This is a genomic window from Microbulbifer mixtoriginis (SeqCode) (assembly GCF_052466865.1).
In genome coordinates this window covers 931,103-954,059 of the sequence record NZ_CP174293.1, presented here as the reverse complement: position 1 = coordinate 954,059, position 22,957 = coordinate 931,103, and the positions used below count along the sequence as shown (strand labels likewise).

Sequence of the window (22,957 nt, the reverse complement as noted above, 5' to 3'; positions counted from 1 at the left end):
ATGTAAATGAGCAAATACTACCCACCCGAGTATAAAGAAGAAAAATTCCACTGTATTCTCTGTGGAGTTTACGCACGTCAAAGCTGGGGATTTTTGATAAAGCATGGAGCGACCCGCAATCACAACATAGGATTTGACTACTCATCCTGCAATCATTGCCATAAATCATGTTATTGGTATAAAGGGAGCATGATCATTCCTTCAGCAGCGCCAGTTCCACCGCACCATAGTGATTTACCAGAATCATGCATATCAGACTACCAAGAAGCTAGAGATATAGTTTCTCGCTCACCAAAGGCTGCTGCGGCTCTTTTAAGGTTGGCCGTTCAAAAGTTGATGGTTGAGCTTGGAGAAAAAGGGCACAACATCAATAATGATATTGCCTCACTGGTAAACAAAGGGCTCCCTATTGAGGTCCAACAAGCCCTAGATTACTGCCGTGTGGTAGGAAACAATTCAGTCCACCCTGGGGAAATTTTAATTGATGACAATCCTGATATTGCTCACAGCCTATTTGAAATGATCAATTTCATTGTTGAAAATCAAATATCTCAGCCTAAGAAAATAGCAGAACTTTATAAAGCCCTCCCAGAAGCAGCCCTGAAGGCTATAGAAAGACGAGATACCCCCAAAGAAACTAGTTGAGTATACCGGCCTACTTTTGTCCTACTTTCATAAAATAGCTAGTGACTCAAGTCACCACCCTCGGCAAATCCCCCCACCGGGTAGTATAGGCAGGCGAAGTAAAAGCCTGCCGCATCTTCCACTTTTTCTGGATACCTTCTGCCCCAAGAAACAAAGTCCCGCGACCGAACTTTTTATTGACCCTGTCCATCGCCTGCATGGTCTGCCCTGCCCTGAGCGACTGCCCTGGGGTGAACAAATCACCCTGCCCCAGCGCGCGGGGGATAATTTCGATGAGCCCGACGCCTGCTTTCATAAAGCGGCAGCCGGGGCGGTACAAGTCCGCAATGGCTTCTCTCACCAGCCGCACGATTACCCGCGTGTCATCGGTGGGGTATGGAGTCTGCACTACGGCGCTGCGGCTGTAATAGTTGGGCTCATGGGGTGAGGTGTGCAGGAATAGGTGAATCGACTTTACCAGCGATTTCTGTGCGCGCAGTTTCTCTGCGGCCCTGCTAGCGTAGAGGGTGACGGCCTGCAGTATGGGGGCTAGCTCGGTGAGCTTTTCACCAAAAGAGCGGGTGCAATAGATCTGTTTCTTCGCTGGGGGCTCTTCCTCCAGGCCCAGACAGGGAATCCCGTTTAGCTCCTCGATAGTGCGCTCAATATTCACATTGATACGGCGGCGCAGGATTTTCGGGTTGGCCTGTGCCAGGTCGTAGGCAGTTTCTATGCCGAAATCCGCCAGGCGCTTAGTAAGGCGACGACCTATACCCCACACATCATTGACGGCGGTGCGGCGCTGCATCCATTGCCATTTCTCTGGCGTATCCAATGCACAGACGCCATCGCACTTGGGGATTTTCTTGGCCGCGCGGTTGGCGAGCTTGGCCAGGGTTTTACTGGGGGCAATGCCCACTCCTACAGGCATTCGGATATTGCGCCAGAGGGTGTTACGAATTTTGCGGCCGTAGCCCTGCCAATCCTCCTGCAGCCCATGCAGGTCCAAAAACATCTCATCGATGCTGTAGACCTCCACATTGGGGCTGAACTCGCGCAGGGTGGTCATTACCCGGTGGGAGATATCGCCATAAAGGGGGTAGTTGCTGGAGAAGATGGCCACCCGATGCGCGCGCAGCAGGTGCTGAACCTTAAAGAAGGGCTCCAGGTCGCCAATGCCCAATAGCTTTGCCTCCTTGGAGCGCGCCACCACAAAGCCGTCGTTATTGGAGAGCACCACCACCGGGCGCCCGCGCAGGTCCGGTCGGAATATCTGCTCGCAGCTGGCGTAGCAGCTATTGCAGTCCACCAATACCAGCATTTAGCGCGGCCGATGGTAACGCACCGAAGCCTTTACCACCCCCTCCACAATCAATTCCTGCCCTTCCCAAATGGGGATCGGGGCGTAGTCATCATTGGCAGAGAGCAGCCGCCCCTGCTGCTGGTCCAGCACCTTGCAGGTGAGCTGGCCATCCAGGGCCACCACCACATCGCCATGGGTAGGCTTTAACGAGCGATCAACAATCAATAGATCCTTGTCAAAGATGCCAAGCCCCATCATGGAATCCCCATTCGCCCGCGCCATAAAGGTCGCCGCCGGCTTGCTGATCAGATGCTCATCCAGGCTGAGAGCCGCCTCCTTGTGGTCATCGGCGGGAGAGGGAAAGCCACAGGCAATGCCGTGGCCGTAGAGTGGGGAAAGCTTCATTCTGGAAACCCTAAACACTGTATATACATACAGTTTATTGCTAGAGGGTAGCAACCGGCAAGGGCAATGGATGACTATGAGGCCGGTACTACCCTCAGCAGCGGCCCCAACATCAGGCTAGGCCGCCTCTTCTATCGGTAGGCTTGTGCCTGCGGCCTTTGCCTCAACAGCGAAAATAACGCCCTACAGGGTTTCCTCCACCTCCTCACCAATCAGCTGCAGCAAGGCAGTGCGCGCGCTCTGATTGGGACAGCTCGCCACCCATTCCAGGCCGGCACATAGGTTATTGACGTGGTGAAGTTGTTGAACATGAGCGGTCAAAGGCATGGTCTACCTCCTTGTAGGAACGACAAATCCTAACCACCACAGGCACTGGCCCCGGTGGCTTACCTCCGCCAAGGCCCGCTAGTGAATTATCCGGGCTTTTGGCGACAAACACCGGGACACTACTAACTATTTCTCAGTTTATAAACGGATATTCTGGATTATTTCCAATTTAGCAATGCAAAGTGCGGTGAATTTTCGATAATCGAAAACTTGTTATTACGGGAGTACCTAATACGGCTAGATGTTGGAGGCCGGGACACTGGGCAAACGCCTGCGCAACGCACGGAAATTGAAGGGGATGACGATCGCACAGTTGGCCAAGCAGCTGGGGCTGGCGCCATCTCAAGTTTCGAAAATGGAAACAGGCAAGCAGAAGATAGCGGCGGAGCTGCTGCCGGCTTGGTGTGAAGCGGTGGGGATAACCCTAGCAGAGGCATATGGAGCAGAGAACCTGCACCACTTTGCGCAGATTCCCTTTCCCCCGCTAATAGCGAAACTCTATTCGCAGCTGCCTAAAGACTGGCAACTGCATGTGTAGAGGACTATTGAGAGTATCTATCGAGTGTGTGTGAGAATACAAAAGTAAATTAAACAAAACAAAAAAGTTTCACCTCACTACAACCGTATCTAGTCACTAGAGATAGGAGACCCCAAAAATTCCAAAATCCGCCCCTTTTCTTCAGATGTTGGAGGCCTCGAAGTTTCACGGAGGTATTTACGAATAGCTTTGAGCCTATCACTGATATTGACCAATTGATCTTTACCATTATCTTCGCCAAGTTTTCGACATGTAGTAAAAACAGAGTATTCAACACCGGTCTTGGGATCTATGTCTGTGGCGTTGACTGTTTTGGGAAGTGTACTATCCAGTATGACTTTAAGCTCTTTTCTTGAGGCATAATTAAAGAGCTGCTCGGCTATCATCATCCTCCCTACCCAATCCAACCCAGCGTTTTCGAATTGCTTTTGCCTTGCCGACATCACCTCATTACAAATGACAACTATTTCAGTAAGTACTGTCATTCTCTGGCTTAGATAAGACTCTAGCATTGTAAATCTGATGTTGTATAAGCCCTTGGTTTCCCCCCAATCAATACCCCAATCAATGTAATTATCCCCGTCATCAAATCGACTTTGATTAGGGTTGGATACTTTGCCCACAGCATTCATGATTTCATGTATCCCTGAGTTAAAATCATTTCTCAAATCTGCATACATTTTCTCACGTAGAAATAAAGGTATTTCACAATCTTCCAGAAGCACGGGAAGCACCACTACTCTTTTTTCTTCTAACTCTCTAAATAGGCCAGAGTTAAGCTCTTTTTTACACCACTGTGATTGCACAGAGGCTTTCGATAGAACTACAAGCAAGGCATCGGCTTCAGTAAGGGCATCCTGGATACGCTCGATCAATGAGTCCCCTACATTTAGTTCCCACCTGTCCAACCAGACCTGGGCATTTCTATTGACCATGGCTGTGGCCAAAGAATCAACTTTATCTTTATCAGCGTGAGAATAGCTTATGAAGATTGTCACTGTTCAATAAACTCCGTATTGATACTAGAACTACTCTATTCAGGCTTTATCAGTTACCTGAATATCATTAACCCACTATGTGACTGCCAGGAAAACAGCGCAGATATGCAATGTTACTTTTTTTGCGAACTAACAGACAAATAACCTCAACAGTTCACATCAGCCCATACTTGATAGCTACAATCTCAAACTGTCGCTTATAGATGACGCGGGCGGGCTGGTAAGGAGGCAGCCACTCATCGGGGCCCTTATCTCCCTTGCTCTGGTTGTGGCCATCATCCACTAGCCACAGGTTGGCCGGATCTTCGGCGAAGGCGCGGCGCTGTTCACGGGTCCAATTGGCACCGCCGTGCTTGTGGGCCCATGAAAGCGGGACTATATGCTCAACATCCAAATCCGAGGCCTGCTGGAAAAACTGACCGGTATAGGGGTCCATCCATAAGCCCGAAACGACAGTGCAAGCTTTTTCATTGCTGAAGATCACCGGAGCCAGAGAGAGGCGAATCAGTAATTCCTGGCGAGTGTTCTGGCAGTCGCCGTCGGCATCAGACCAGCGAGGAAGCCATTGCTGGCGGTCGTAGGCCTCGGGCTCGACTTCGTAGCAAGCGCTTAGTGCGACCATTAGAGCAAGCAAGGAAAGTAAACGCATATAAGCCAAAAGCCTCATAGGCGATCCTAATCTTTTTGCGATTTTTCAGAAGGTCGATTGCCAATACCGATGAGGACATCCGAGCCGATAACCAAATTGCCCGACAAGCTACTACCCATTACATTTAGGACATCACCCTCTAACTTAACATTGATCCCAAAAGGCGATAAATTCAGCTGAATAATGTCCACTTTTGAATCGTTAGACTCTTGGACTTCCAGAACGACTCCATCTGGAGTAACTACGGTTACAGATCTGTCTTTAACGGTTACTTCTACCAGCTCATGGAGAGAGCGATTACTTCTAACTAAGGGCTGCCAGCGCATACCCGTACTGTCTTCTGGGATATAAATCCAAACTTTTGGCGTTGCTCCTTTACCAACTAATAGCGGCATGAATTCATTAAATGAAAATAGAGCCTTGCCGCCGAGCAACCTATTTTGAGCAATTTCAATTTCGCTATAAGGTGAAAAATTTGTCGGGAGTGAATCAGGCTTCATTAAGATCAACCTTTTGGGACTGTGACATGAATATCACGTTTAGGATTTTTAACGAACCACTCATCAATTTGCCTCTCCAAATTAATTTTTTCAGCCTCTGCCTTACCAGGAGAACACTTTTTATACAATATGTAGATAATGATCAGTCCGATTAAAATAGAGACCAGCTCATAGCTCTCTACTTCTGGTGTTTTCTTTCTAGAGAGTGATATAACAGTTTTCGACAAGACTAAAAGAAATGAAGCTGCAGTTGCCCCAATTACGCCAGATAGCAAAGCGTCTTTCCCAAAAAATTTCTTTTTCAAGACACTAAATTCATATTTATCTAGCTCGTAAGGCCTGGTACCTAGATATTTTTGAGGCTCCTGTTCAACAGTACCCTCAACATAAAATGGCCTATCACGGGCGGGAGCCCCATTAAGTGTCTTCGTCTTTTCAGTATCCTCTTTTACATCTGACATTCATTCTTCCTTAACTTATGATGAGGCTTGCGAATAAATAATCCTCATTACAGGCATTCCAAATAAGACTTGACACACAAATAAGATAGAGGCTTCTTTACAGCATCAAGTTTGCTATATTGTTCTACAAGCCAGCATCACCAGCAACAGTTTACAAAACAAATTCTATTTTCTTCTGCTTTTCCCCCTGATAACTGACATGGCACTAACTCACCTGATTATCCCAATAAACTCCATCCAAAGCCCCTAACATCTGCCCCACCACCCCGGCCAAATCACTGCTTGTGTCACCTGTAATCTGCGGCAGTGCCGCCGGGCGGTTGGCGATCTGCCAGCCGCTGCTGCCATTTACATACAACAGCCCATCCGCTTTATTTAGGGCGACTTTTGCCGGGAAAAATTGCCAGTAGCCTGGCGTTGCCACATAGCGGGCAAGCTGGTCGTCTTTGCCGGACCAGGCATCGGTGCCTGTAGCCACTAAGTAGCGGTCGCCATCGCTGGCGCTCGCTGGAGGATCGTTCTGTATGGCCTGCACTTCCAGCTGTAGCAGTGCGTCTGTTGTGTCCAGGGCCTGATTCAGGCTGGCGGCGGGGTCTAGGGTGCCTTCCTGGGCGTAGGGAATACCGTTATTGGGTGTGTTGCTCATGGGGTTTGGTTCCTGCTTATATGCTGATTTGTGTCATCAGGCCTGGGCCGGTGATACTGTTTAGCTGGCTGACTTTAATCGTGGCGGTGCCTGGGTCTGGGATGGTGAAAGTGGTTGCTGTGGTGTCTGTGCTTTGGCCGTTGACCGTTACCCGGTAGCCGGCAAAAAACTGGCTTTGATCGTAGGCGGCGCGGCCACCGAGCCAGTTAATTACCAGCTGACCACCGATGCGGTTCGCGCTGAAATTGGCCGGTGCCGGCTCGGTGCAGTTACCAGCTTTGGAGGAATCGACGCTAGTCTAGCCCCCATCACCCTTCGGAAGTTGATCGGCAGCATATCCGATTACTGCGCGTATTTTGGTTTCGCCCAGGCTGGGGAAATCTTCAATGATTTCGCTAGCAGTCATGCTAGCGCTGAGCATCTGCAAAATATCCGCTACGGCTGTCCTTGTCACTTTCACGCAGACTTTCCCTCCCCTTATTTAAGGATCAACTTCAATGTACGGTTGGTACTCCACACTTCACCTCCTTTGGCTCTTTCACTTAGACAGTGAACTTTTGGGCAATCCATACCCTCAACTGCAAACCTAGCCAGAAAACTAGAATTAGTCTTCATTCTTAATTGGCAACTAGCCAAATTCAGGGTTTCGCTCCCTCAGAAGTGCCGGCGGAGCTGCTGTCCGCAGTGTGAGGCAGTAGAGAATTTTGGCTGAGGTATCCGGGGTGGAGAATCAAGGCCTCTCTGCACAGATGCCCTTTTCTTTGTTAACCTCACGACGCTATAAGCGGCTACTAGAGTTCGCCATATCCACTGGGTTATCGAGAGTAGTGACCAGCTATAGAAGAGTGGGTATTAAGTTTGAGCATCAGGAGATTACTCTAGCCAAAGATATTCTAGCAACTCTTTTAGTATCCAACATCCACTCGGTAGACTGTTGGATGACCCAACGATTCAGACGTACAACCACCTATACCAAATTCCACCTTCTTCTTTGCAGTGGCTGCTGAAAGTATCGTTGAAAAAACTCCTTCGCTTTTCCATCTTTGAAATCTAATATAACTCTATTCTGAGCAGGGTTTAAACAATCCTGCATATTAGGGAAGTTTAGCTGAAGTATATTACAGCAAAATTTTCATAGATCTTAACTTCATAAATCTCTCTATCTGTCGGTACTTGATCATTACCTGCGTAAGCACTCCAGGAAAGACCAACCGAAAATGGAAGTATCTGTTTTTTAAATAAACACCCTCCAAAATAAAAATTTAAACCTTATAGCCACCAACCAAAAATTAATCAGGCCAAACTTTTAAAAATTTGGCCTTGCTAAACCACCCCGATATAAAAAAACACACACTAACAATAAAAATAGGCAAGCTATTCTTATTCCTTAATCAAACAACTCTGAATGTGCGACTGACTTTTAAGCGGCAAGTCGAGGACTTTAACTATTTTGGTCTCCCATAGCCATGTGGATGTATTAAAATATGAATAAAACGCATAAACCTCTCCTGAAAGATCAGGGCAACTCACATACCCAAGATAATGAGTTGTATAACTATAATCATTTTCATTACTTAGCTTTCTATAGTAATTACAACTTGTAGCCTCTGGCACAACGACTGTTCCATCTCTACTACACTCTATTTCCAACAGCTCTTCACCATCACCATCACCATCACCATCACCATCACCATCACCATCACCATCACCATTCGAAATGGCTATTTGTATTGGGATATCAATATCACCATTAGAAATCAGTATGATATCTCCAGTATTTGCTGAAACTTGAGCACTAAAGCATAAGAGTACGGCTATTACCGCATTAAAAAAACGGGAAAACATATTACAACCTTTTATGATAAATAAACCTTTTTCTAGTTACTATATTGAATTAATTTGGGGAACTATAAATCACCTTCTATAACCTTTTAAATCGCACATACTTGCTTTAAATTAGACCGCACATCTTTTCCAGCTATAAAAAGCTACAAGCAAATTGCTTATGTTTAGGATCATAATGTAGAGGGAAGCCAGCGCTACAATTCGGAAACGCCTAAGAATTAAACTGCATCCGAATCCTAAGGCCACTCTTGTCAATTGCCGGAAGTCCAGACATAAATAGCTTCATAACATCATATTTAATAACCCACTCTTGTGCAAAAGCGATACTTATGGTCACTAAATTCAATGCGACAAATATTATTCTTTTCATTCCCAAAAAACTGAATACTCCTCGTATTGTATTCTCTATGCTAAGAAAGAGTTTGGGAACCCCCTAATGGTAAAAAAAATTTATTTTTAGATTGAGCTAAATAAATGCTCTCTCGAATTGCTACTACTTCAGTCATTTTTCTGGATGGGTTCTCAGCTTTCCATAAGAGATATAAAGTAAGGAAATACTCACCACCTAGCCGTACCCACCTTGGCTTGCAATAGAACAACCCTCAAGCAACCAGTCTTGGCAGATTCAAATTTCTACAAATCTAAAACCGCTCGGTGTATTGAAATCCGATATATTAAGCAAAAAATAATTCTCATCAATCCCAAAAACCAATGAGTAATTCCAAATCACTTTCGTGGTAGTATTGCCATCTATTAACTATGTTTACAATAATTGACTTTCCCAAAACACCCCATCCATTGCCCCCAAGACCCGCATGACAACCCCAACCAGATCGCTGTTTGTGTCGCCAGTAATCTGCAGCAAAGTCTAGGGGCGGCTGGCAATCTGCCAGCCGTTGCTGCCATTTACATACAGCAAACCATCCGCTTTATTCAGGGCTACTTTTGCGGGAGGATTACCAGTAGCCTGGCGTTCCACATAGCGTTCTTTGCTGGCCCAGGCGCCGATGCCTGTGGCAACCAGGTAGCGGTCGCTGGCTCTTGCTGGTGGGTCATTCTGTATGGCCTGTACTTCCAGCTGCAGTAGTGCGTCCACTTTATCTAGGGCCTGATTGAGGCTGACGACGGGGTCTAGGGTGCCCTCTTGTGCGTAGGGGATACCGTTGTTCGGTGTGTTGCTCATCGAGTTTGCTTCCTGCTTATACGCTGATTTGTGCGGTCGGGCCTGGGCCGGTGATGCTGTTTAGCTGGCTGACTTTAATGGTGGCGGTGCCTGGGTCTGCGATAGTGAGTGTGGTTGCTATGGTGTCTGTGCTCTGGCCGTTGACCGTTACCCGGTAGCCCGTAAAAAACTGGCTTTGATCGTAGGCGGCGCGGCCACCGAGGCGCCCTACTCCGAGCCATTGGATTACCAGCTGGCCATTTGCGCGGTGCGCGCTAAGATTGGCCGGGGCGGGCTCGGTATGGCTCTCGCCGTTAAAAGTACCGCTGGTGGTGGTCTCTTTGCCGCTGCCGATACTGGTGGCGCGGAAGGTGAGTGTCTGGCCGAGGTTGTAGCGCTCGGTGGCAATAAAGTTGATCGTGTTGCGCTCGAGTAATACAAAGCGCGTGCCCGCCGGGTGATTAGTCGGCGTGGTGCCGAGGCGCCCGCGCAGGAAATAAGCCAACTCCCACAAGCCGGGGCTGATTTCTTCGGCCTCGCCAAAGCTGACAATTTCGTTGCCGATCAGCGCCCTATTCAGGCGATTTAACAGATCTGAAAGAGTGCGGTTTTCCAGCGCGTCGCCGCTATCGTACAGGCGCAGCTGCACGCGGTTGTGGGTATCGGGAATTTCCGGTTTGTGGCTGGCGAGGCTGGTGGTTAGCTCGCCCATCACTGCCTCGATATCGGTGTTGTCCGATTCGATATAGTTCTGCCCCCCATCGAGGGACAACGCCACTGTAGCACCACCCCAGGCGCTGTTGCTGCCGGCAATGGCGACGTAGTAGCCCAGCTGGCTATCATCACCGCTGGCCAGAATAGGCGCGTCGATAAATTGAATATAGGTAGAGCCCGGCACCAGGGGCACCGGGGCCGGTGGGGCCATAGGAGCTACACCGAAGGCCTGGGACTGATAGGCGCTTTTGCGGTCGTGGATCAGTTTGTACTTCTGCTCGCCGTTATCCAGGGAGACTTCGTCGATACGGCAGCGGTCCCCACGGAACAGCACCACATCGCCAGGGGTGAGTTTTAGATAACTATCCGGCAGGGTGATTTCAAAATCGCCGCGCTGCTCTTCGATCATCACCTTGTGCATGATGACGGCAGCCTGTGCGGCTTGGTCGCTTTCTAAAACTAATGGGGTTTCGATATTTTTTTCCCCCTCGCCCCGGGTGTCGATACTGCGGTCACTGGTCTGCTTGCAGGTATCGATACCGCCTTCAGCATCGTAATAGTTCAGGTTTAAAACCCGCACAATCTCCTCGGGGGAGCGGCGGGTTTTCTCGTCGTCGCTATCGCCGATCAAATCGTTTTCGTCGATGGTCATCACCGGCTCTGCGCCGCGTGGGGTAAATACCAGGGAATCGCCGCGATTGACCGGATCAAAGAAAAACGCCTTGGCCAGCTCCTGAATATGCTCGAACGCGGGGGCTTCGTTGCTAATCTGCATACCCGAGACATACCCCTCCAGCAGGGTGGTATCGAATTTGCCAAACGGCAGGCCGGCGCGCTCGCAGATCTCCGCAACCACGGCATAGAGGGGATAAGGCATAGGGTTTTATTCGAAGGTTTTCTAGTCGGGATTTTTGAGAAGAAACTGCAGACGAAATTGCCGGTGTAGTCCTATTTTTACCAGGCCGGGACTGGGTACGTTTTGCTGTAATACATATTCGCTCTGGTAGCGGTCGCGCTGCTGGCGGTAGCAAAGATCGCCGTTTTTTAAATAGGCAAAAATCACATCACTGATGTGCAGCTGCGTGGGCCGCTTATCATCCAGAGTCACGCGGGGCGTGATCAGGCCGGGCCAGTCGGTAGTTATCTGGGCTCCCTGGCTGCTGTCGTACCAGTACAGCTTGGCGGTGCCGCCCTCTACATAGGCAATCACCGGGCGCATATTCTGGTCGAAGGCCAAGGAAACCTCGGTGATATTAGCTCCGGTAATCACCGTAAACGGGGCCACCTGTTCGGCATCCAACACTATCTCGCTGCCATCCTCCAACACCCGTGCGCGCCAGTGCTGGTAGTCCAGGCCGCGGCTGGTGTCCTGAATGGCGACGCCGCCGGTTTCATAGTCGGTAATGGCGCGCACCGGTAACGCGCGGCCACCAAGAAACGGGGCAAAGATCGGCTGAGCGCTGAGCGCGTTATCGGGCAGAGCCATCAGACGGCCACCCGGTGGAAACTTTGGGTGAGGGTCAGCACCAGGGCTTTATCTGAAGTTTTGGGGATAGCATCGCCGCTGCCCTGGGCGGAAAACTCAATCTGCCAGCCAGCAAAACCCAAACGCGGCTCTACCGAGCGAATGCCGGTGGCAAAATTGGCTTTGTCTGGGGTGTAGGTCACCGTCCAAACTGCTTCAAAACTGCCGTCCACATAGGGCGCAACCTCAACATTGTTGCTCGAGGTTGAATCGCTATTACCGCTGGGGCGGCTATACATATCACCAATATTACCGTCATAAGCCAGGGGGCTCGCTGATGACAGATAACGCGGTGAGGCCAACCCCCAACCCGGGGCTGTGGGATGGCTAGTAGAATTGAAGTCGGCATTACTGGGCCGAGCGCGCCAATCGTAGACAATCCCTCCTAATGCCACAGTGCCCACCGCATCCTCGGTGGGAATATAAATGCGCAACTCATAGGTAACGTCTAAGTATTCATCCGGCAACACAGTTAGCGAGGTGGGGTTGCCCTGCGCATCGGTAATCAGGGTACGGGAAAATAAATCGGTGTGATTCGTGCCCCAGCCCACACCGATCTCGGCGAGGTTGCCGGCAGCCTCGCCTTCCCCGAAGGCAAATACTGAGCGCCCCCAGACAAAGGGTGCACCACTATTATCCAGGCCGTTGGTGAGCGAGGAGCGGTCCTCGGTGTAGGCCAGCGGGCTGTTTAGGCCGGTATCGGTGACCGCCGGCGTGCTGGAACCGGCGCCCACATGACAGACCCGTTTTATATCCTGACCTCCCGCCCATTTATCCAAGCCCTGATTCAGAATCAGGTTGCTAAACCAGGGCGCAGCCACACGGCGGCTACCGGGAATCTCCGCACCGCTGGCATCGCGTTTATAGGCTTCGATTTTGAATCTTCCGGCTAGGCCGCTTTTTAATTTCATTCCAGTGATCCTTCGATTTTGACAAACAGGGCGTTGACGGCCTCGGTCTCGACCGTGTGTTTAATACAGTCCGGCATACGGCCGCTGACCGATGCCAGGGCGGCGTTAACTCTTTCAGTGGGGATTTCAGTGTTGTGCTTTTCCCGTATGTAGCCGCTGAGGCCGGCAAAACCGGCGGCGGTGGCTTCGCTGTAGGCGTGGGATTGATACACCTCGCGAAGACTGCCGCTAATACCGGTAAAGCCGGCCTGGGTGGCCTCGGTGAGTTCACGGGTGTAATCGGGCTTAGTGCGTCCACCCTGCACGCTGGGGCTGGTGGTCACGCCATCGGTGGCCTCAATGGCATAGGGTTTACTGGTGAGGACAAAACCCTCGGCCCGCTCCACTTCAAACGCATACTGCGGAATGGCGCCGCCGGTGCTGGTGAGGTTTTCGTTATCGATCACCAGGTAACAGGTGCCGCGATGCGCGGGTACGTTATTGATACCAAAGGCGGCCTGCAGTACTGCCGAGGGCATCTGTTTAAAGCCACCGAGGAAAAACTCGGCTAGCTGTAAAAACGCCTGGTTATTATCGATCTGCGTGGGGTCAGCGCTGTCGCGGTCATAAACTAATTCGTTGTTGCGCCAGACTTTGCAGATACCGGTAATAGGGCCTTCGCAAATGCGAATGGCGTAGGTTCTATAAACCTCTTCATTAACGACTTCGGTCTTTCCGCCGCCTTTACCGCTTTTTTGCTTTTGTTTTTTCTTAACAATTTTTGGCGGCGTGGTGGCGATAATATTGCCGATCACCGGCTTCACCCGGCCAAAAATAATCTGGCGCGGCACCCCCGCTTTACTGGTCTGCAGTTTGATCTTGTCGAACTTACGGCCCTGAATCGTAGTGGTGCCAAATATTAAAGCGCCCATGGCGAGTACACCTCCACCAGTAGCCGGCGCCAGCGCGCATCCAATACATGCTCTCTGCAGTCCTGATCGGCGTGGGCATGAATCAAGGAAAAATCAGCGGAGCTTCCAAGCGGATAATCGCCAAGAAAACCCACATGGCTGGGGTCGCTGCGTTGCGGACTTTTAAAAACGGCAATATCACCGGGCTGCCATAAATCCTCGTTAACCGGCTCGCCAAAACGCGCACGCATTTTGCGGCGCACGCCGTCTTTCCAGGGTTCGCGGCCGTAGTGTTTTTCATCTTCGATTTCCAGGCCGGCGGCGCGCAGGCTGAGTACGATCATGCCCACACAATCCACCGCCCAGGCGGTACGGCCCCGGTGCCGCCAGCGCACGCGCTTAGCCACCAGACCCCGCGCAAAGGCCAGTGTGTCGATTCGTTGTTGTTGCATTAGTGTTGCTGCTGGCTGGAATTAAACGAAGAGCCACCGCCAGTACTGCCGGGCACACCGGCACCCGGGGTATCGCTGGCCTGGCCGATGGGAATTAAATTTTCGCCTTTAAAATCCAGGTGATTGCCGTACACATCGCGGCAGACAGAAAAGGTCTTATCGCAGTCCGGGCGGATCTCCAGTTGATCCCCCACGGCTACCGCAAACGGCAGAGGTTCGATTTGGGTGATTTGCCCGGTAGCGGTATCCACCGCCTCCACCTGATACAGGCGCGAGGAGACGTTATTGCCACTAACCCATCTCACCCGCCAGCGCTTGGCGGCGGTGGACAGGCTGGCAATATTGTCCACCACATAGGTGACCTTGGGCTCATCCGTATTAACAGCGGTAACCGTGGCCGACTGCCACAGGGGCTCCGCATTGACGCCGCAGCCGGTTTGCGAATTGGCATCGGTGCCGAAAATCGCCCTGCAGGTGATGGAATCCACATGGCCGATAGACTGACGCAGGCGCATGGCGTAGCTCAGTAATTCCGGCATAAATACCGTATTGCGCGCGGAGCGCACCTCGCCCACATCACCGCCATCCAATAACAGCGCACCCATAGACAGATCGCGGTAATTCACCAGAATCATGGCCCACTCCGCCCCGTCCAGTTCGCCGCGTTCCGCCATCTCGACGGTAATGCTGGGCACATCGGTGCTATACAGCGAATAGCCCTCGGCGTTGTCTACATCGAACGAGGTATCACTGGCAATAATGCTGGAATCAAAACCGTTCTGCGCGTAATAGGTGAGCCCTTCAAACTCGATATCGCGGTCCAGAGTAGTGGCACCAAACTGGCGGCCATCGGTGAGGGTGATTTTTAATAAGCGGCACAACGTGGTGACGCCACTATTCAGATGGGCCTGCAGTGCTGGGGGAATATTTCTCACAGACGAATCTCCAGCAGCTCCACATTGCCATTCAGTACAGGCATTCGCTGGTGGCGATTGTCGATACTGAAACCGATCTCATCGTCCTCAAAGCGGACCGGTACATCGAATTCGCCGCTCCAAGTAATTTCCGCACCGTTATCGGCGCTGAGCTGCACTTGGCCCGTGGTGTAGTCGATACTGGCGGCCACCGGGTTGCCATCAACAAAAATCATTACTCGTCCAATCACCGGTTTTACAATTTTGCGCTGATAGGAAAAGGCCCCGAACACATATTTTTTTTGCAGCTGGTAGCTCTCGCTATTATCAGAGCCAAAACCAATCACCTCTTGTTCCGCTTCAAAATCGCTGGCGTCTTTAAAACGAAAACCAATCAGGGCACCCATACAGGCATGATGGGCAGCGACCACGATTTGATGATCGGCATAATCCAGGTTTTTAAACAGTACCGAATAACGGCCCAGCGGGCGCTCCCACTCCGCATTGCGGCGCTCTACCCCGCTGCGCAATGCTTTAATATCGGTTTTGTAGCGGTGGCCGTATTCGGAGCCGTAGGCCACTTTTTCCAGCAGGCGACTTTCATTAAACATTAAGAGCCAAGCCTCCTGCGGTTAATCCGTTGTTTGCGTTCACTCTCGCGAGCGAGCTGTGTGGCAGTGCAATTTTTCACCGTGCCATCGACGCGAATATTCTGTGTCATGGAAACCGGGCGGCTGTAATCCCCTGCACCACCACCGCTGTGCATATCCGCCTGAATCATGGCCAGGGTGCGGTCCAGTTTTGCGCTGGTTTCCGAGGTGGTCACCCGCTCGCCTTTTTGCAGCAGCCAGGTGCCGTCTTCCGGCACAGCATCGATGCCGTCGTGGGCCATACCAGTAATCTTTGCCGCGGCCAGGCCGCCGGTGACATAGACCGCACCCGCTGCAGCGGCGCCCAGCACCGGGCCCACATAGGGAATAGAGGCCATCGCGTTATAAGCCCCCATGGCGGCATCCTGGGTATTAGCAATTACGCTCTGCAGGGCATTGCGTTTTTTCTCATCCAGCAGGGCCCCGCCGATAGAAAGAGCCGCACGCATATAGGCTGCCTCTTCGCCTTCCATCCCCGAGTAATAATCCGATGCCACTTGCATCAATAAGCTGTAGCCATCCATCTGCCGCTGACGGCGCAGGTCTTCATTGGCCTGGGTGATTTCGGTCAGGCGCTCTTCGTACTGCTGGCGCAGGGATAATTCCTCTTCATCCCAGGCGGCATTGAGGTCGGCGCGCTCGCTGCGGAATTGCTCCAGCATTTGCAGCTGGGTGGAATACCAGTCTTCCAGTTCGGTGCGCGCTGTTTCGATATCCTCGCCACTGCCGAGGCCGCCCAGGGTTGGGCCGTCTTCGGTGGCGGCGTCGGCGATACGGCCGAGGGTGCTGGCCCGCTGCTCTTCGGTCAGGCCAGCCATGGCATCGACGATGGCCAGGCGCTCGCGCATCTGATCGGTGAGCACTTCTTCATCGGTGCGCAAATCCCGCAGTAAACCCGCATAGGCTTCCTGATTGCGCTGCAGGACCTCGGCTTCTTCCTTAGCGGCTTTAAATTCGGTACCGAGTTCTTCGATGACCTCGTTAAAAATCAGCCAGTGGTCTACGGGCGGTAACAGTTCACCGTCTATGACCTTGGCCGCTGCTGTGAATTCTTTTTCCAGGTCGGCAATCACTGCCCTGAAATCATCACCGAGCAGATCGCCAAAATCGGTCTTTGTCGATGTACCAAAGAATGCATCCCGCTGCTTCTGCAACGCTGCCAGCTTTTCGCGCAGGTCATCGACTGAAGTGCCCTGATGAATATATTCCCCGCTGGCCAGCCGAATACCAGTGAGCAGCTTGCCATCACCGATCACGCCGCTATTGATGGTAGTGCTCAACTGCTCCAGCGAACGGTCCAGCTTTAAGATTTCCGGCTCGCCATGGACCATGCGAGCGACGGATTTACCTACCTCTTGAGTAAACTCCACCAGTTCAACCACGGCGGATGCCGCAGCCGAGCCGACATTAATCAGTGCCGTGGTGAGCGCTGAAAAAGCGGCTTGCGTCTTTTCATCCTGAATCAGTTCGGTCAAGTCTTTGATGGCTGGCAGTGCGCCGGTGACCACCTCTTTTTCAAAGCCGTCGAGCGCACCTTTTAATTGATCCAGATTTTCCCGCACTTCCCCGAGCTGCTGCAGATCCAGATCCGACAGCACCGCGCCCACATCCTGGGCCTCATCGCCGAGCCGGTTTAATTCGCTGGCATTGTTGCGCAGCAGCGGCAGCAGCAAGGTGGCATCACTGGCGATGGCCTCCATATAGAAGGTCATCTCATTCTGACTGAGATTGGCCTTTTCCAGACTCTTTACATAGAGTCCCAGCGCATCGCGGCCAGAGAGGTGACGAAACTCCTCGGCCGTTATTCCTACCTGTGGGGCAATATTGTCGAAAAAATCTTTGAGCGGACCGCCGCCGTTTTGCAGGAAGTCCCCGACCTTATCTGAGGTATCCTTGAGAATATCCGCGACCTTGTCCTGCTCAACGCCGTAGCGCTGCGCGGCGTAGGTCATACGCTGGAATTCCTCGGTGCTGGTATTGGCCACTGCAGAGAGGTTTTCAATCTCGCCGGATTGCTCCACCACGCGCGCGGTCATTACTGCTAGGGCGCCGGCGGCGGCAACCGTACCCGCAGCGAATGCCTTGCTTACGGCAGAGACGCTGCGCCTTACGGTGCGCTCCCACTTCTCTGTATTCTTCTCAGCTTTTCCCAAGCCCTTTTCAAAGCCACCAGTTTTAGCAACCAGATCAACGCTCAATGTACCCAGGTTTTTTTTAGACATAGCTATCCACTGGCCCCTAGTGCCAGCTCTTCATCGCCTCTTGCAGCGACAGCTCTGGCTCTTCCTCGTGGGGCATAAAGTCGGTGATTTTTACGGGACTGCCTTTACCGCGATGGGTATTGGCGTAGAGGGTGGCGAGTAATGCCGACGATCTTTCGGTACGCATGCCCGGATGTAGGGAACCGCGTTTTTTACGGTAGAGCGCCCAGCGCTGGACCTCTTCATAGCTGAGCCGCTGCTGAGCCTCGGCGATGGTGCAGCCGCCGATGCCATTCAGTACCAGCTCATGCCAGAGTTCGTCTAGTTCACTGAGCTGGGTGTCTTTCCCAGGTTATTGACCGCTCCGATTTCCAGCAGTAATGCTTGGGTGAGGTTTGCATTGAGCGGACCGCGCTCCGGGTCTGCCTCACCGGTAATATCCTGGGCGGTAAATACCGGCTTGCCCTCGGCATCGACAATACAGGCAGCGATCCGCCCGGCGATCATATCCCCCTCACCACGCATCGCCGCCACATCACTGACGGCGCTGTGATAAGAGAGGCGGCGCACATAAACGGTTGCCGATAACTCCTGTTCGCCCTGCTTCCAGGTAATGGAACGCTTCACAGGCGCCCCGGAAAAAGCCCCCTGCTGCTGCAGGGACTCGATTGATAATTCCATGATTACGCTCTTAGGTTGAAGACTTAACGGTCCAGGCGGAACCGCCGCTGCGCTGGATCGACATTTCACCGGTGACCAAACTGTTCTGCTGGAAATCAAAGGGGAAGTCGGCCACATAGCCCTCAAAGGTGAACCAAGTGCGGGTGGTCGGTAAATCAAACTCTTTAGTTGCAGAAACGGTGGGTTCCTCGGTGCCATCACTCCAGCCCACCGCCCATTTCATATTGTCCACCGTGTCATCCTGGGACAGCTGATGCAGGCGTTTATGGACTGCATTTCTCGGATCAATTTTGAGACTCACCGATGCCTGCCCCGGTGTACGCAGGCCGCGTTTGAACTTTTTATCCAAGTCCTCTAGGGAGGTATCATCGATCTGATCCGCCGGGTTGCCACCGGGGTTAAAAGAATTCAGCCCGGTCACTTTCTTCACAGAGTCATCTGCCGGGTCGATAAAATAGATATTGGTGCCCTGAGCCAATTGAGACATAGGGGTTCTCCCGTTGCTTTAATGGAAATGAAAGTCCGACGCAGGGGTGCGTCATTCAGTGGAATATTGGGCGCTGTAAGTCAGGCGTACTTCGCCCAAGGGGTGATCCTGATCCAGGGCGAAATCAGTTTGTGATAGCGCGAAAATCTCACAGGCACCGCCCAAAGTTCGATCCTGCAGGACACTCTCAACATCCTCGGTAGCTTGATCCAGCAGTTCATAGATATCCCCCCGGCTATGCACCACCACCGCCACAACAAGATCCAGCCGGCGGGTAGTGCCCGAGAGTTCCTGTTCTGTTTGTTCCGTAGCAAAGCCGACAAGGATGGCCGGCAGCTTTTCCCGTTCAATGCCTTCAGTGGTTCCCGCTGAGGGAAAGTTGTAGTCGGATAGGGTTTTTAGATTGTTTAGTGCGGCATCGCGGATGGTGATGCGCTGGGTCATTGGGGTAGTGCTCCAGGAATTTTGGACATAAAAAAACCCGCTAGTGCGGGTTTTTTTATCTAAGTTGGGTTCAGAACTACAATAGGGAAACGGACAGCATGGAGATAATGGTTCCCTCAATCGTAAGCTTAATTATCAATAACTGATAGCATAATAAACAGCATGAGAGAAGAGGCTTCTTTTTGTAAAAAAAATTATGCTTTACTCGTACCTGATTATATTTATTTTTAGCGCATTAAGAATCAGCATATAACATGATGTAGTTAACTATCTCAATATTTGCATCATTGCAAACTCCAGTTGTATCAATTGTAATTTTTTTACCCGCCATTAGAGCAGCAATTACTATACTTTGTTGGACATTATTCACGATGGCAAACCTGTCAGTCGAATTTGTACTTTGACATGGAGAGTTGTTGACATCTGTTTTTATATGTACGCTGTTGTATACGTCATCAATCCCCTCCCCTTGAATCTTCTCAATTTCTACTTGCTGATAAGTAGTTGCCATTGCAGCAGATACAGGAAGCACTGCGGCTAATACTGTACTTAATACCTTTTTCATTTTTATTCTCCTTCTTGGAACTTCAAAAAATAATGATTAGTTTAAATAACCTTTTTATATCCTAGCATTGTCGTTGATTTATATCATTTTGGAAACCCTTAAATATCAATGAGTTACTAACACTCACTAAAAATAGGAATAGCTGCTTCTGATCACTGCTGAAAAAATCTTTGTACATTTTCTCCCAACTGAAGCATCCTCGAACATCTCAAGCCAGCAATTCACCGTAATGAATTACTCATCAACCAGCACACGTAAAACAACCCCATCATCCGACAGTCGCTTGCGCACCCTATATTCCACGCCACTAAGGGTAATCACCGCTGCTGAGTTGTAAGCCCCTACTTCGCTCACCAACAGACTCAACTCGATACGCGGTACCCGCACTCGCTCATCATCTTCGAACTCGTCGATCTCTTGATCTTTAATCACCCGGCAATCAATAGGTTCAGCACCGCTACCGTCTGTATAGGTAGCGGGCTTGCCCCATTTACGAAACGCGCGCTCCGCAGCTCTTTGGTCCAGATCCATGGATCACCTAAGCCTTCACTGTGCCCGGTACGCCGGTAAACTTGACCGCTAGGCTGGTAACACCATCGCCGGCAGCTTCTGCGGCAAAGGCGGTGGGGCCAGTGATATCGCCGGTTGCGGCTGTTGCGGCGCTATCGTCAAAGGCTGCTGCGGATACATCCCAGGTGAGCGACTCGCCCTGGGCAATCACGGCATCGGATACCTTGGGCACACTAAACACACCATCAATAGCAATTACGCCGGACTCGCCCATGGCGATATCATCCATCGCCACACCCAGTACTGCACCTACTGCTATCACTTGGCCAGAGATGATTACCGCACTGGTGCTATTGGTGTAATCCAGCATGCGGCCGTCTTGCACAAAATTAGTAGCCATTGTCTTTCTCTCGATTGGGTTAAAACTGTTTCAATAAAAAAGGCCGCGATGTGCGGCCCTTTTCGGATTCTTTAAGGTTTGGTTCGGTTTGAGCTGGGTATTAGGTCTTGGGCGTTTTCACCATGCCTTTTGCATCCCAGGCTTTCGCAGCTGCATCCAGGCGGACTTTGAATTCCACCCCATCGATATTCCAGCCGTTTTGCTGCTCCAGTACTGGGGCTTGCTGGCCATCCAGGTAAAGCACTTCGATGGTGTCGTGCACTACCGGGTCGGCATTGAGGTACCAACCATTGTGCCCGCTGAGGCGACCATCGGAGATCACGCTGGCAATATTGCGCACACTATTGGGTACAGTGTTGGATTTCTCAGCAGCACCCACTTCAAACTCTGACTCCAACGCAACCTTTGCGGCACCCTCGTCGGCAATATCACACAGCAGGAATTTGGGGCGGATATTTAGGAAAGCGGTACCGTCCTTCTGTTTACCCATCAGTACCCGCGCGGCATCGATACTGGCTGTATTGATACCTGCCTTAGTAGCTAGATTGCCATGGTCGGTATGGAATAAGGCCTTGCCATCGGCCATTTTGGGATTGTTGATCAGGATACTGAACACCAGATCCCCCACGGTGCGAATAGCAGCAAGACCCATCTTTTGCGGGATACGGGTGAAGGCCCCCAGGTCGTCATTGATAATCGCCTGGCGAGTAATGGAGAAGAGTTCCCCGTAAGTAGCCAACGCGGCAGTTTCGGCTCGCTCTCCAATACTCACGTATTTAAATTCTGCCCCGGGTGCCACTTGGCGCAGTGAGGGGAATGTGCCGAGGTCTGTACGGGTAGCTATTTTAAAATCGCTCAGATTGCCGGTGGCGGTAAACTGCGGAAAAACCTCTGCAGCTTCAGTGTAACCCTTCAGCATCGATTTATTAGCAATATTGCCGAGGACAGTTGCGAAGTCACCAGAGCTATGGGTAAAGGCTGCAGCCACTACGCCCATTTTATCCAGGCCCGATAAATTCTGTCCGTGGGCGTGCATGAACATACGGGCAATTTCCAGCATGGTATAGCCGGCCAGACTGTTGCCCTCTGTGCGCTTCTCGCCAAAGGCACGCATGGCAATGGCATTCTCAGCATCCGCCTTAATGCGCTTGATACCCTCACCTTCCTGCACCACTACGCTGTAGCTTTGCACTGGGGTTGAGGTTTGACTGCCGAGCGCTGTGAGCAGCTGGTCTTTGGCCTTTTCAGCGGTGCAGTCCATATCATTGAGACATTCCTGCATCACAACACTGTGCGCTTCGAAGCCTTTAAATACGGCCTTGATATCGTCTTTGCGCTTTTGCTCATCTGCTGCAAATTGCGCTCTGGCATCGGCGGCAATCTGCGCTTTCATTTCTGGGGTAACCTCGGTCGCAGCGGTTGCGGCTGGCGTGGTGGAGGTGGTTGTAGTCATGGCTTGCGCCTCCTGGCTATGGGTTTGGTTTGGATTGCCTGCAACCGCAGACGGGAATCTAAATTCAACGGGCCCCTGCATAACCAATGCACTAATGGCTTGCGGGGTATTTTTGAATTGGTTTAAGTGATCAGCACAGAAGCTTGCGGCCATTTCCATTGCTGCTGTCGTGTCAGTGGCAAAACCCGCTTCCACGGCTTCGGCGCCGGTATACCAAGTCTCGTCATCCATCACCTGGCTGACTTCCTCATCCGACATGCCGGTGCGCGAGGCATACAAACCAATCATGGTGGTTTTGACTTTTGCCAGCAGGCTTTTGGTTTTTTCCAGGGCGCGCTCATCGCCTCGCACACCGGCGCTGGGGTTGTGCACCATGTAAAAGGCATTTTCAGCGATATGAACCGTGTCCCCGGCTAAGGCGATCACACTGCCCATACTGGCTGCGATGCCTTCAATCCAGGTTTCCACCTCGGCTTTGTGATCTTTGAGCAGGTTGTAAATGGCAGTGCCATCGAACACATCCCCACCGGGGCAGTTGATATGCAGGTTGATCTTGCTGATATTCCCAAGCACTTTGAGATCGCGGGCAAAGTCTTTTGCCGTTACCCCCCAATAACCGATGGTGTCGTACAGAAAAATATCGGCTTCACCTTTGCTTGCGGCGGAAGTGATGCTGTACCAAGATTTTTTAGGCATTGCGGT

General features: G+C 51.4%; 29 protein-coding genes. 3 read left to right on the top strand and 26 right to left on the bottom strand.

The genetic code is table 11. The features are described 5' to 3' along the window. Window positions 1-6: 6 nt before the first annotated feature. Complete coding sequence (locus ACJJJA_RS04395; RefSeq protein WP_444903841.1) at window positions 7-645, top strand: DUF4145 domain-containing protein; 639 nt, start codon at window positions 7-9, stop codon at window positions 643-645. Window positions 646-691: 46 nt separating this feature from the next. Here ACJJJA_RS04395 and ACJJJA_RS04390 read toward each other — a convergent pair whose 3' ends face one another. From ACJJJA_RS04390 to ACJJJA_RS04380, 3 genes are all read right to left on the bottom strand, one after another. Then, complete coding sequence (locus ACJJJA_RS04390; protein ID WP_444903840.1) at window positions 692-1,945, bottom strand: Y-family DNA polymerase; 1,254 nt, start codon at window positions 1,943-1,945, stop codon at window positions 692-694. After that, complete coding sequence (locus ACJJJA_RS04385; RefSeq protein ID WP_444903839.1) at window positions 1,946-2,332, bottom strand: LexA family protein; 387 nt, start codon at window positions 2,330-2,332, stop codon at window positions 1,946-1,948. Window positions 2,333-2,515: 183 nt separating this feature from the next. Continuing rightward, on the bottom strand, window positions 2,516-2,659 hold the full coding sequence (locus ACJJJA_RS04380; protein WP_444903838.1) for a hypothetical protein: 144 nt from the start codon (window positions 2,657-2,659) through the stop codon (window positions 2,516-2,518). A gap of 241 nt (window positions 2,660-2,900) precedes the next feature. Between ACJJJA_RS04380 and ACJJJA_RS04375 the strand changes: the two genes are divergently transcribed. Continuing rightward, window positions 2,901-3,197, top strand: a complete 297-nt coding sequence (locus tag ACJJJA_RS04375; protein WP_444903837.1) for a helix-turn-helix domain-containing protein — start codon at window positions 2,901-2,903, stop codon at window positions 3,195-3,197. 89 nt (window positions 3,198-3,286) lie between these two features. Here the strand turns inward: ACJJJA_RS04375 and ACJJJA_RS04370 are convergent, their stop codons facing one another. From ACJJJA_RS04370 to ACJJJA_RS04350, 5 genes are all read right to left on the bottom strand, one after another. After that, window positions 3,287-4,195 (bottom strand): toll/interleukin-1 receptor domain-containing protein, encoded by a 909-nt coding sequence (locus tag ACJJJA_RS04370; RefSeq protein WP_444903836.1) that lies wholly within the window; start codon window positions 4,193-4,195, stop codon window positions 3,287-3,289. A gap of 154 nt (window positions 4,196-4,349) precedes the next feature. After that, window positions 4,350-4,862, bottom strand: a complete 513-nt coding sequence (locus ACJJJA_RS04365; RefSeq protein WP_444903835.1) for a GmrSD restriction endonuclease domain-containing protein — start codon at window positions 4,860-4,862, stop codon at window positions 4,350-4,352. 8 nt (window positions 4,863-4,870) lie between these two features. Beyond that, complete coding sequence (locus tag ACJJJA_RS04360) at window positions 4,871-5,344, bottom strand: hypothetical protein (RefSeq protein ID WP_444903834.1); 474 nt, start codon at window positions 5,342-5,344, stop codon at window positions 4,871-4,873. Window positions 5,345-5,349: 5 nt separating this feature from the next. Next, entirely contained in the window at window positions 5,350-5,805 is a 456-nt protein-coding gene (locus ACJJJA_RS04355; RefSeq protein WP_444903833.1) for a hypothetical protein, read from the bottom strand. A gap of 205 nt (window positions 5,806-6,010) precedes the next feature. Next, the gene (locus tag ACJJJA_RS04350) at window positions 6,011-6,451 is read right to left on the bottom strand and encodes a DUF2793 domain-containing protein (protein WP_444903832.1); all 441 of its coding nucleotides are present in this window, start codon (window positions 6,449-6,451) and stop codon (window positions 6,011-6,013) included. A 133-nt stretch (window positions 6,452-6,584) separates the two neighbouring features. Between ACJJJA_RS04350 and ACJJJA_RS04345 the strand changes: the two genes are divergently transcribed. Then, window positions 6,585-7,004, top strand: a complete 420-nt coding sequence (locus ACJJJA_RS04345) for a hypothetical protein (protein ID WP_444903831.1) — start codon at window positions 6,585-6,587, stop codon at window positions 7,002-7,004. 827 nt (window positions 7,005-7,831) lie between these two features. On the opposite strand, the gene ACJJJA_RS04340 is transcribed toward ACJJJA_RS04345, so the two are convergent. The 18 genes from ACJJJA_RS04340 to ACJJJA_RS04255 form a co-directional block, all read right to left on the bottom strand. Then, window positions 7,832-8,296 (bottom strand): hypothetical protein, encoded by a 465-nt coding sequence (locus ACJJJA_RS04340; RefSeq protein ID WP_444903830.1) that lies wholly within the window; start codon window positions 8,294-8,296, stop codon window positions 7,832-7,834. An 868-nt stretch (window positions 8,297-9,164) separates the two neighbouring features. Then, on the bottom strand, window positions 9,165-9,479 hold the full coding sequence (locus ACJJJA_RS04335) for a hypothetical protein (RefSeq protein WP_444903829.1): 315 nt from the start codon (window positions 9,477-9,479) through the stop codon (window positions 9,165-9,167). Window positions 9,480-9,495: 16 nt separating this feature from the next. After that, a complete protein-coding gene (locus tag ACJJJA_RS04330; protein WP_444903828.1) occupies window positions 9,496-11,049 on the bottom strand; it encodes a phage tail protein in 1,554 nt (517 codons plus the stop codon). Window positions 11,050-11,070: 21 nt separating this feature from the next. Then, the gene (locus tag ACJJJA_RS04325; protein ID WP_444903827.1) at window positions 11,071-11,658 is read right to left on the bottom strand and encodes a hypothetical protein; all 588 of its coding nucleotides are present in this window, start codon (window positions 11,656-11,658) and stop codon (window positions 11,071-11,073) included. Further along, window positions 11,658-12,608, bottom strand: a complete 951-nt coding sequence (locus tag ACJJJA_RS04320) for a hypothetical protein (protein ID WP_444903826.1) — start codon at window positions 12,606-12,608, stop codon at window positions 11,658-11,660. Before ACJJJA_RS04320 ends, ACJJJA_RS04325 begins: the two co-directional genes overlap by 1 nt. Further along, a complete protein-coding gene (locus ACJJJA_RS04315) occupies window positions 12,605-13,519 on the bottom strand; it encodes a hypothetical protein (protein ID WP_444903825.1) in 915 nt (304 codons plus the stop codon). The genes ACJJJA_RS04320 and ACJJJA_RS04315 overlap by 4 nt, the downstream gene beginning before the upstream one ends. After that, the gene (locus ACJJJA_RS04310; protein WP_444903824.1) at window positions 13,507-13,950 is read right to left on the bottom strand and encodes an NlpC/P60 family protein; all 444 of its coding nucleotides are present in this window, start codon (window positions 13,948-13,950) and stop codon (window positions 13,507-13,509) included. Before ACJJJA_RS04310 ends, ACJJJA_RS04315 begins: the two co-directional genes overlap by 13 nt. After that, complete coding sequence (locus tag ACJJJA_RS04305) at window positions 13,950-14,885, bottom strand: phage/gene transfer agent baseplate hub protein (protein ID WP_444903823.1); 936 nt, start codon at window positions 14,883-14,885, stop codon at window positions 13,950-13,952. Before ACJJJA_RS04305 ends, ACJJJA_RS04310 begins: the two co-directional genes overlap by 1 nt. Then, on the bottom strand, window positions 14,882-15,475 hold the full coding sequence (locus tag ACJJJA_RS04300; RefSeq protein ID WP_444903822.1) for a DUF2460 domain-containing protein: 594 nt from the start codon (window positions 15,473-15,475) through the stop codon (window positions 14,882-14,884). Before ACJJJA_RS04300 ends, ACJJJA_RS04305 begins: the two co-directional genes overlap by 4 nt. Continuing rightward, window positions 15,475-17,736 (bottom strand): coiled-coil domain-containing protein, encoded by a 2,262-nt coding sequence (locus ACJJJA_RS04295; RefSeq protein ID WP_444903821.1) that lies wholly within the window; start codon window positions 17,734-17,736, stop codon window positions 15,475-15,477. The genes ACJJJA_RS04300 and ACJJJA_RS04295 overlap by 1 nt, the downstream gene beginning before the upstream one ends. Window positions 17,737-17,752: 16 nt before the next feature. Further along, entirely contained in the window at window positions 17,753-17,989 is a 237-nt protein-coding gene (locus tag ACJJJA_RS04290) for a phage tail assembly protein T (protein WP_444905224.1), read from the bottom strand. A 47-nt stretch (window positions 17,990-18,036) separates the two neighbouring features. After that, the gene (locus ACJJJA_RS04285) at window positions 18,037-18,396 is read right to left on the bottom strand and encodes a phage tail assembly chaperone family protein, TAC (RefSeq protein WP_444903820.1); all 360 of its coding nucleotides are present in this window, start codon (window positions 18,394-18,396) and stop codon (window positions 18,037-18,039) included. A 10-nt stretch (window positions 18,397-18,406) separates the two neighbouring features. After that, the gene (locus tag ACJJJA_RS04280; protein WP_444903819.1) at window positions 18,407-18,883 is read right to left on the bottom strand and encodes a phage tail tube protein; all 477 of its coding nucleotides are present in this window, start codon (window positions 18,881-18,883) and stop codon (window positions 18,407-18,409) included. 51 nt (window positions 18,884-18,934) lie between these two features. Next, window positions 18,935-19,327 carry a hypothetical protein gene (locus ACJJJA_RS04275; protein ID WP_444903818.1) on the bottom strand — a complete coding sequence of 131 codons (393 nt, stop codon included), beginning with the start codon at window positions 19,325-19,327 and terminating at the stop codon, window positions 18,935-18,937. Between the two features lie 235 nt (window positions 19,328-19,562). Then, window positions 19,563-19,892 carry a hypothetical protein gene (locus ACJJJA_RS04270; RefSeq protein ID WP_444903817.1) on the bottom strand — a complete coding sequence of 110 codons (330 nt, stop codon included), beginning with the start codon at window positions 19,890-19,892 and terminating at the stop codon, window positions 19,563-19,565. Window positions 19,893-20,126: 234 nt separating this feature from the next. Next, window positions 20,127-20,423 (bottom strand): head-tail joining protein, encoded by a 297-nt coding sequence (locus ACJJJA_RS04265; protein ID WP_444903816.1) that lies wholly within the window; start codon window positions 20,421-20,423, stop codon window positions 20,127-20,129. A 7-nt stretch (window positions 20,424-20,430) separates the two neighbouring features. Further along, window positions 20,431-20,802 (bottom strand): capsid cement protein, encoded by a 372-nt coding sequence (locus ACJJJA_RS04260; RefSeq protein WP_444903815.1) that lies wholly within the window; start codon window positions 20,800-20,802, stop codon window positions 20,431-20,433. A 100-nt stretch (window positions 20,803-20,902) separates the two neighbouring features. Continuing rightward, entirely contained in the window at window positions 20,903-22,951 is a 2,049-nt protein-coding gene (locus ACJJJA_RS04255; protein ID WP_444903814.1) for a ClpP-like prohead protease/major capsid protein fusion protein, read from the bottom strand. Window positions 22,952-22,957: the final 6 nt, after the last annotated feature.

Coding starts and splice junctions, on each gene's coding strand:
- ACJJJA_RS04395 (WP_444903841.1), top strand. CDS start 7: ATGAGCAAATACTACCCACCCGAGTATAAAGAAGAAAAATTCCACTGT.
- ACJJJA_RS04390 (WP_444903840.1), bottom strand. CDS start 1,945: ATGCTGGTATTGGTGGACTGCAATAGCTGCTACGCCAGCTGCGAGCAG.
- ACJJJA_RS04385 (WP_444903839.1), bottom strand. CDS start 2,332: ATGAAGCTTTCCCCACTCTACGGCCACGGCATTGCCTGTGGCTTTCCC.
- ACJJJA_RS04380 (WP_444903838.1), bottom strand. CDS start 2,659: ATGCCTTTGACCGCTCATGTTCAACAACTTCACCACGTCAATAACCTA.
- ACJJJA_RS04375 (WP_444903837.1), top strand. CDS start 2,901: ATGTTGGAGGCCGGGACACTGGGCAAACGCCTGCGCAACGCACGGAAA.
- ACJJJA_RS04365 (WP_444903835.1), bottom strand. CDS start 4,862: ATGAGGCTTTTGGCTTATATGCGTTTACTTTCCTTGCTTGCTCTAATG.
- ACJJJA_RS04360 (WP_444903834.1), bottom strand. CDS start 5,344: ATGAAGCCTGATTCACTCCCGACAAATTTTTCACCTTATAGCGAAATT.
- ACJJJA_RS04355 (WP_444903833.1), bottom strand. CDS start 5,805: ATGTCAGATGTAAAAGAGGATACTGAAAAGACGAAGACACTTAATGGG.
- ACJJJA_RS04350 (WP_444903832.1), bottom strand. CDS start 6,451: ATGAGCAACACACCCAATAACGGTATTCCCTACGCCCAGGAAGGCACC.
- ACJJJA_RS04340 (WP_444903830.1), bottom strand. CDS start 8,296: ATGTTTTCCCGTTTTTTTAATGCGGTAATAGCCGTACTCTTATGCTTT.
- ACJJJA_RS04335 (WP_444903829.1), bottom strand. CDS start 9,479: ATGAGCAACACACCGAACAACGGTATCCCCTACGCACAAGAGGGCACC.
- ACJJJA_RS04330 (WP_444903828.1), bottom strand. CDS start 11,049: ATGCCTTATCCCCTCTATGCCGTGGTTGCGGAGATCTGCGAGCGCGCC.
- ACJJJA_RS04325 (WP_444903827.1), bottom strand. CDS start 11,658: ATGGCTCTGCCCGATAACGCGCTCAGCGCTCAGCCGATCTTTGCCCCG.
- ACJJJA_RS04320 (WP_444903826.1), bottom strand. CDS start 12,608: ATGAAATTAAAAAGCGGCCTAGCCGGAAGATTCAAAATCGAAGCCTAT.
- ACJJJA_RS04315 (WP_444903825.1), bottom strand. CDS start 13,519: ATGGGCGCTTTAATATTTGGCACCACTACGATTCAGGGCCGTAAGTTC.
- ACJJJA_RS04310 (WP_444903824.1), bottom strand. CDS start 13,950: ATGCAACAACAACGAATCGACACACTGGCCTTTGCGCGGGGTCTGGTG.
- ACJJJA_RS04300 (WP_444903822.1), bottom strand. CDS start 15,475: ATGTTTAATGAAAGTCGCCTGCTGGAAAAAGTGGCCTACGGCTCCGAA.
- ACJJJA_RS04295 (WP_444903821.1), bottom strand. CDS start 17,736: ATGTCTAAAAAAAACCTGGGTACATTGAGCGTTGATCTGGTTGCTAAA.
- ACJJJA_RS04285 (WP_444903820.1), bottom strand. CDS start 18,396: ATGGAATTATCAATCGAGTCCCTGCAGCAGCAGGGGGCTTTTTCCGGG.
- ACJJJA_RS04280 (WP_444903819.1), bottom strand. CDS start 18,883: ATGTCTCAATTGGCTCAGGGCACCAATATCTATTTTATCGACCCGGCA.
- ACJJJA_RS04275 (WP_444903818.1), bottom strand. CDS start 19,327: ATGACCCAGCGCATCACCATCCGCGATGCCGCACTAAACAATCTAAAA.
- ACJJJA_RS04270 (WP_444903817.1), bottom strand. CDS start 19,892: ATGAAAAAGGTATTAAGTACAGTATTAGCCGCAGTGCTTCCTGTATCT.
- ACJJJA_RS04265 (WP_444903816.1), bottom strand. CDS start 20,423: ATGGATCTGGACCAAAGAGCTGCGGAGCGCGCGTTTCGTAAATGGGGC.
- ACJJJA_RS04260 (WP_444903815.1), bottom strand. CDS start 20,802: ATGGCTACTAATTTTGTGCAAGACGGCCGCATGCTGGATTACACCAAT.
- ACJJJA_RS04255 (WP_444903814.1), bottom strand. CDS start 22,951: ATGCCTAAAAAATCTTGGTACAGCATCACTTCCGCCGCAAGCAAAGGT.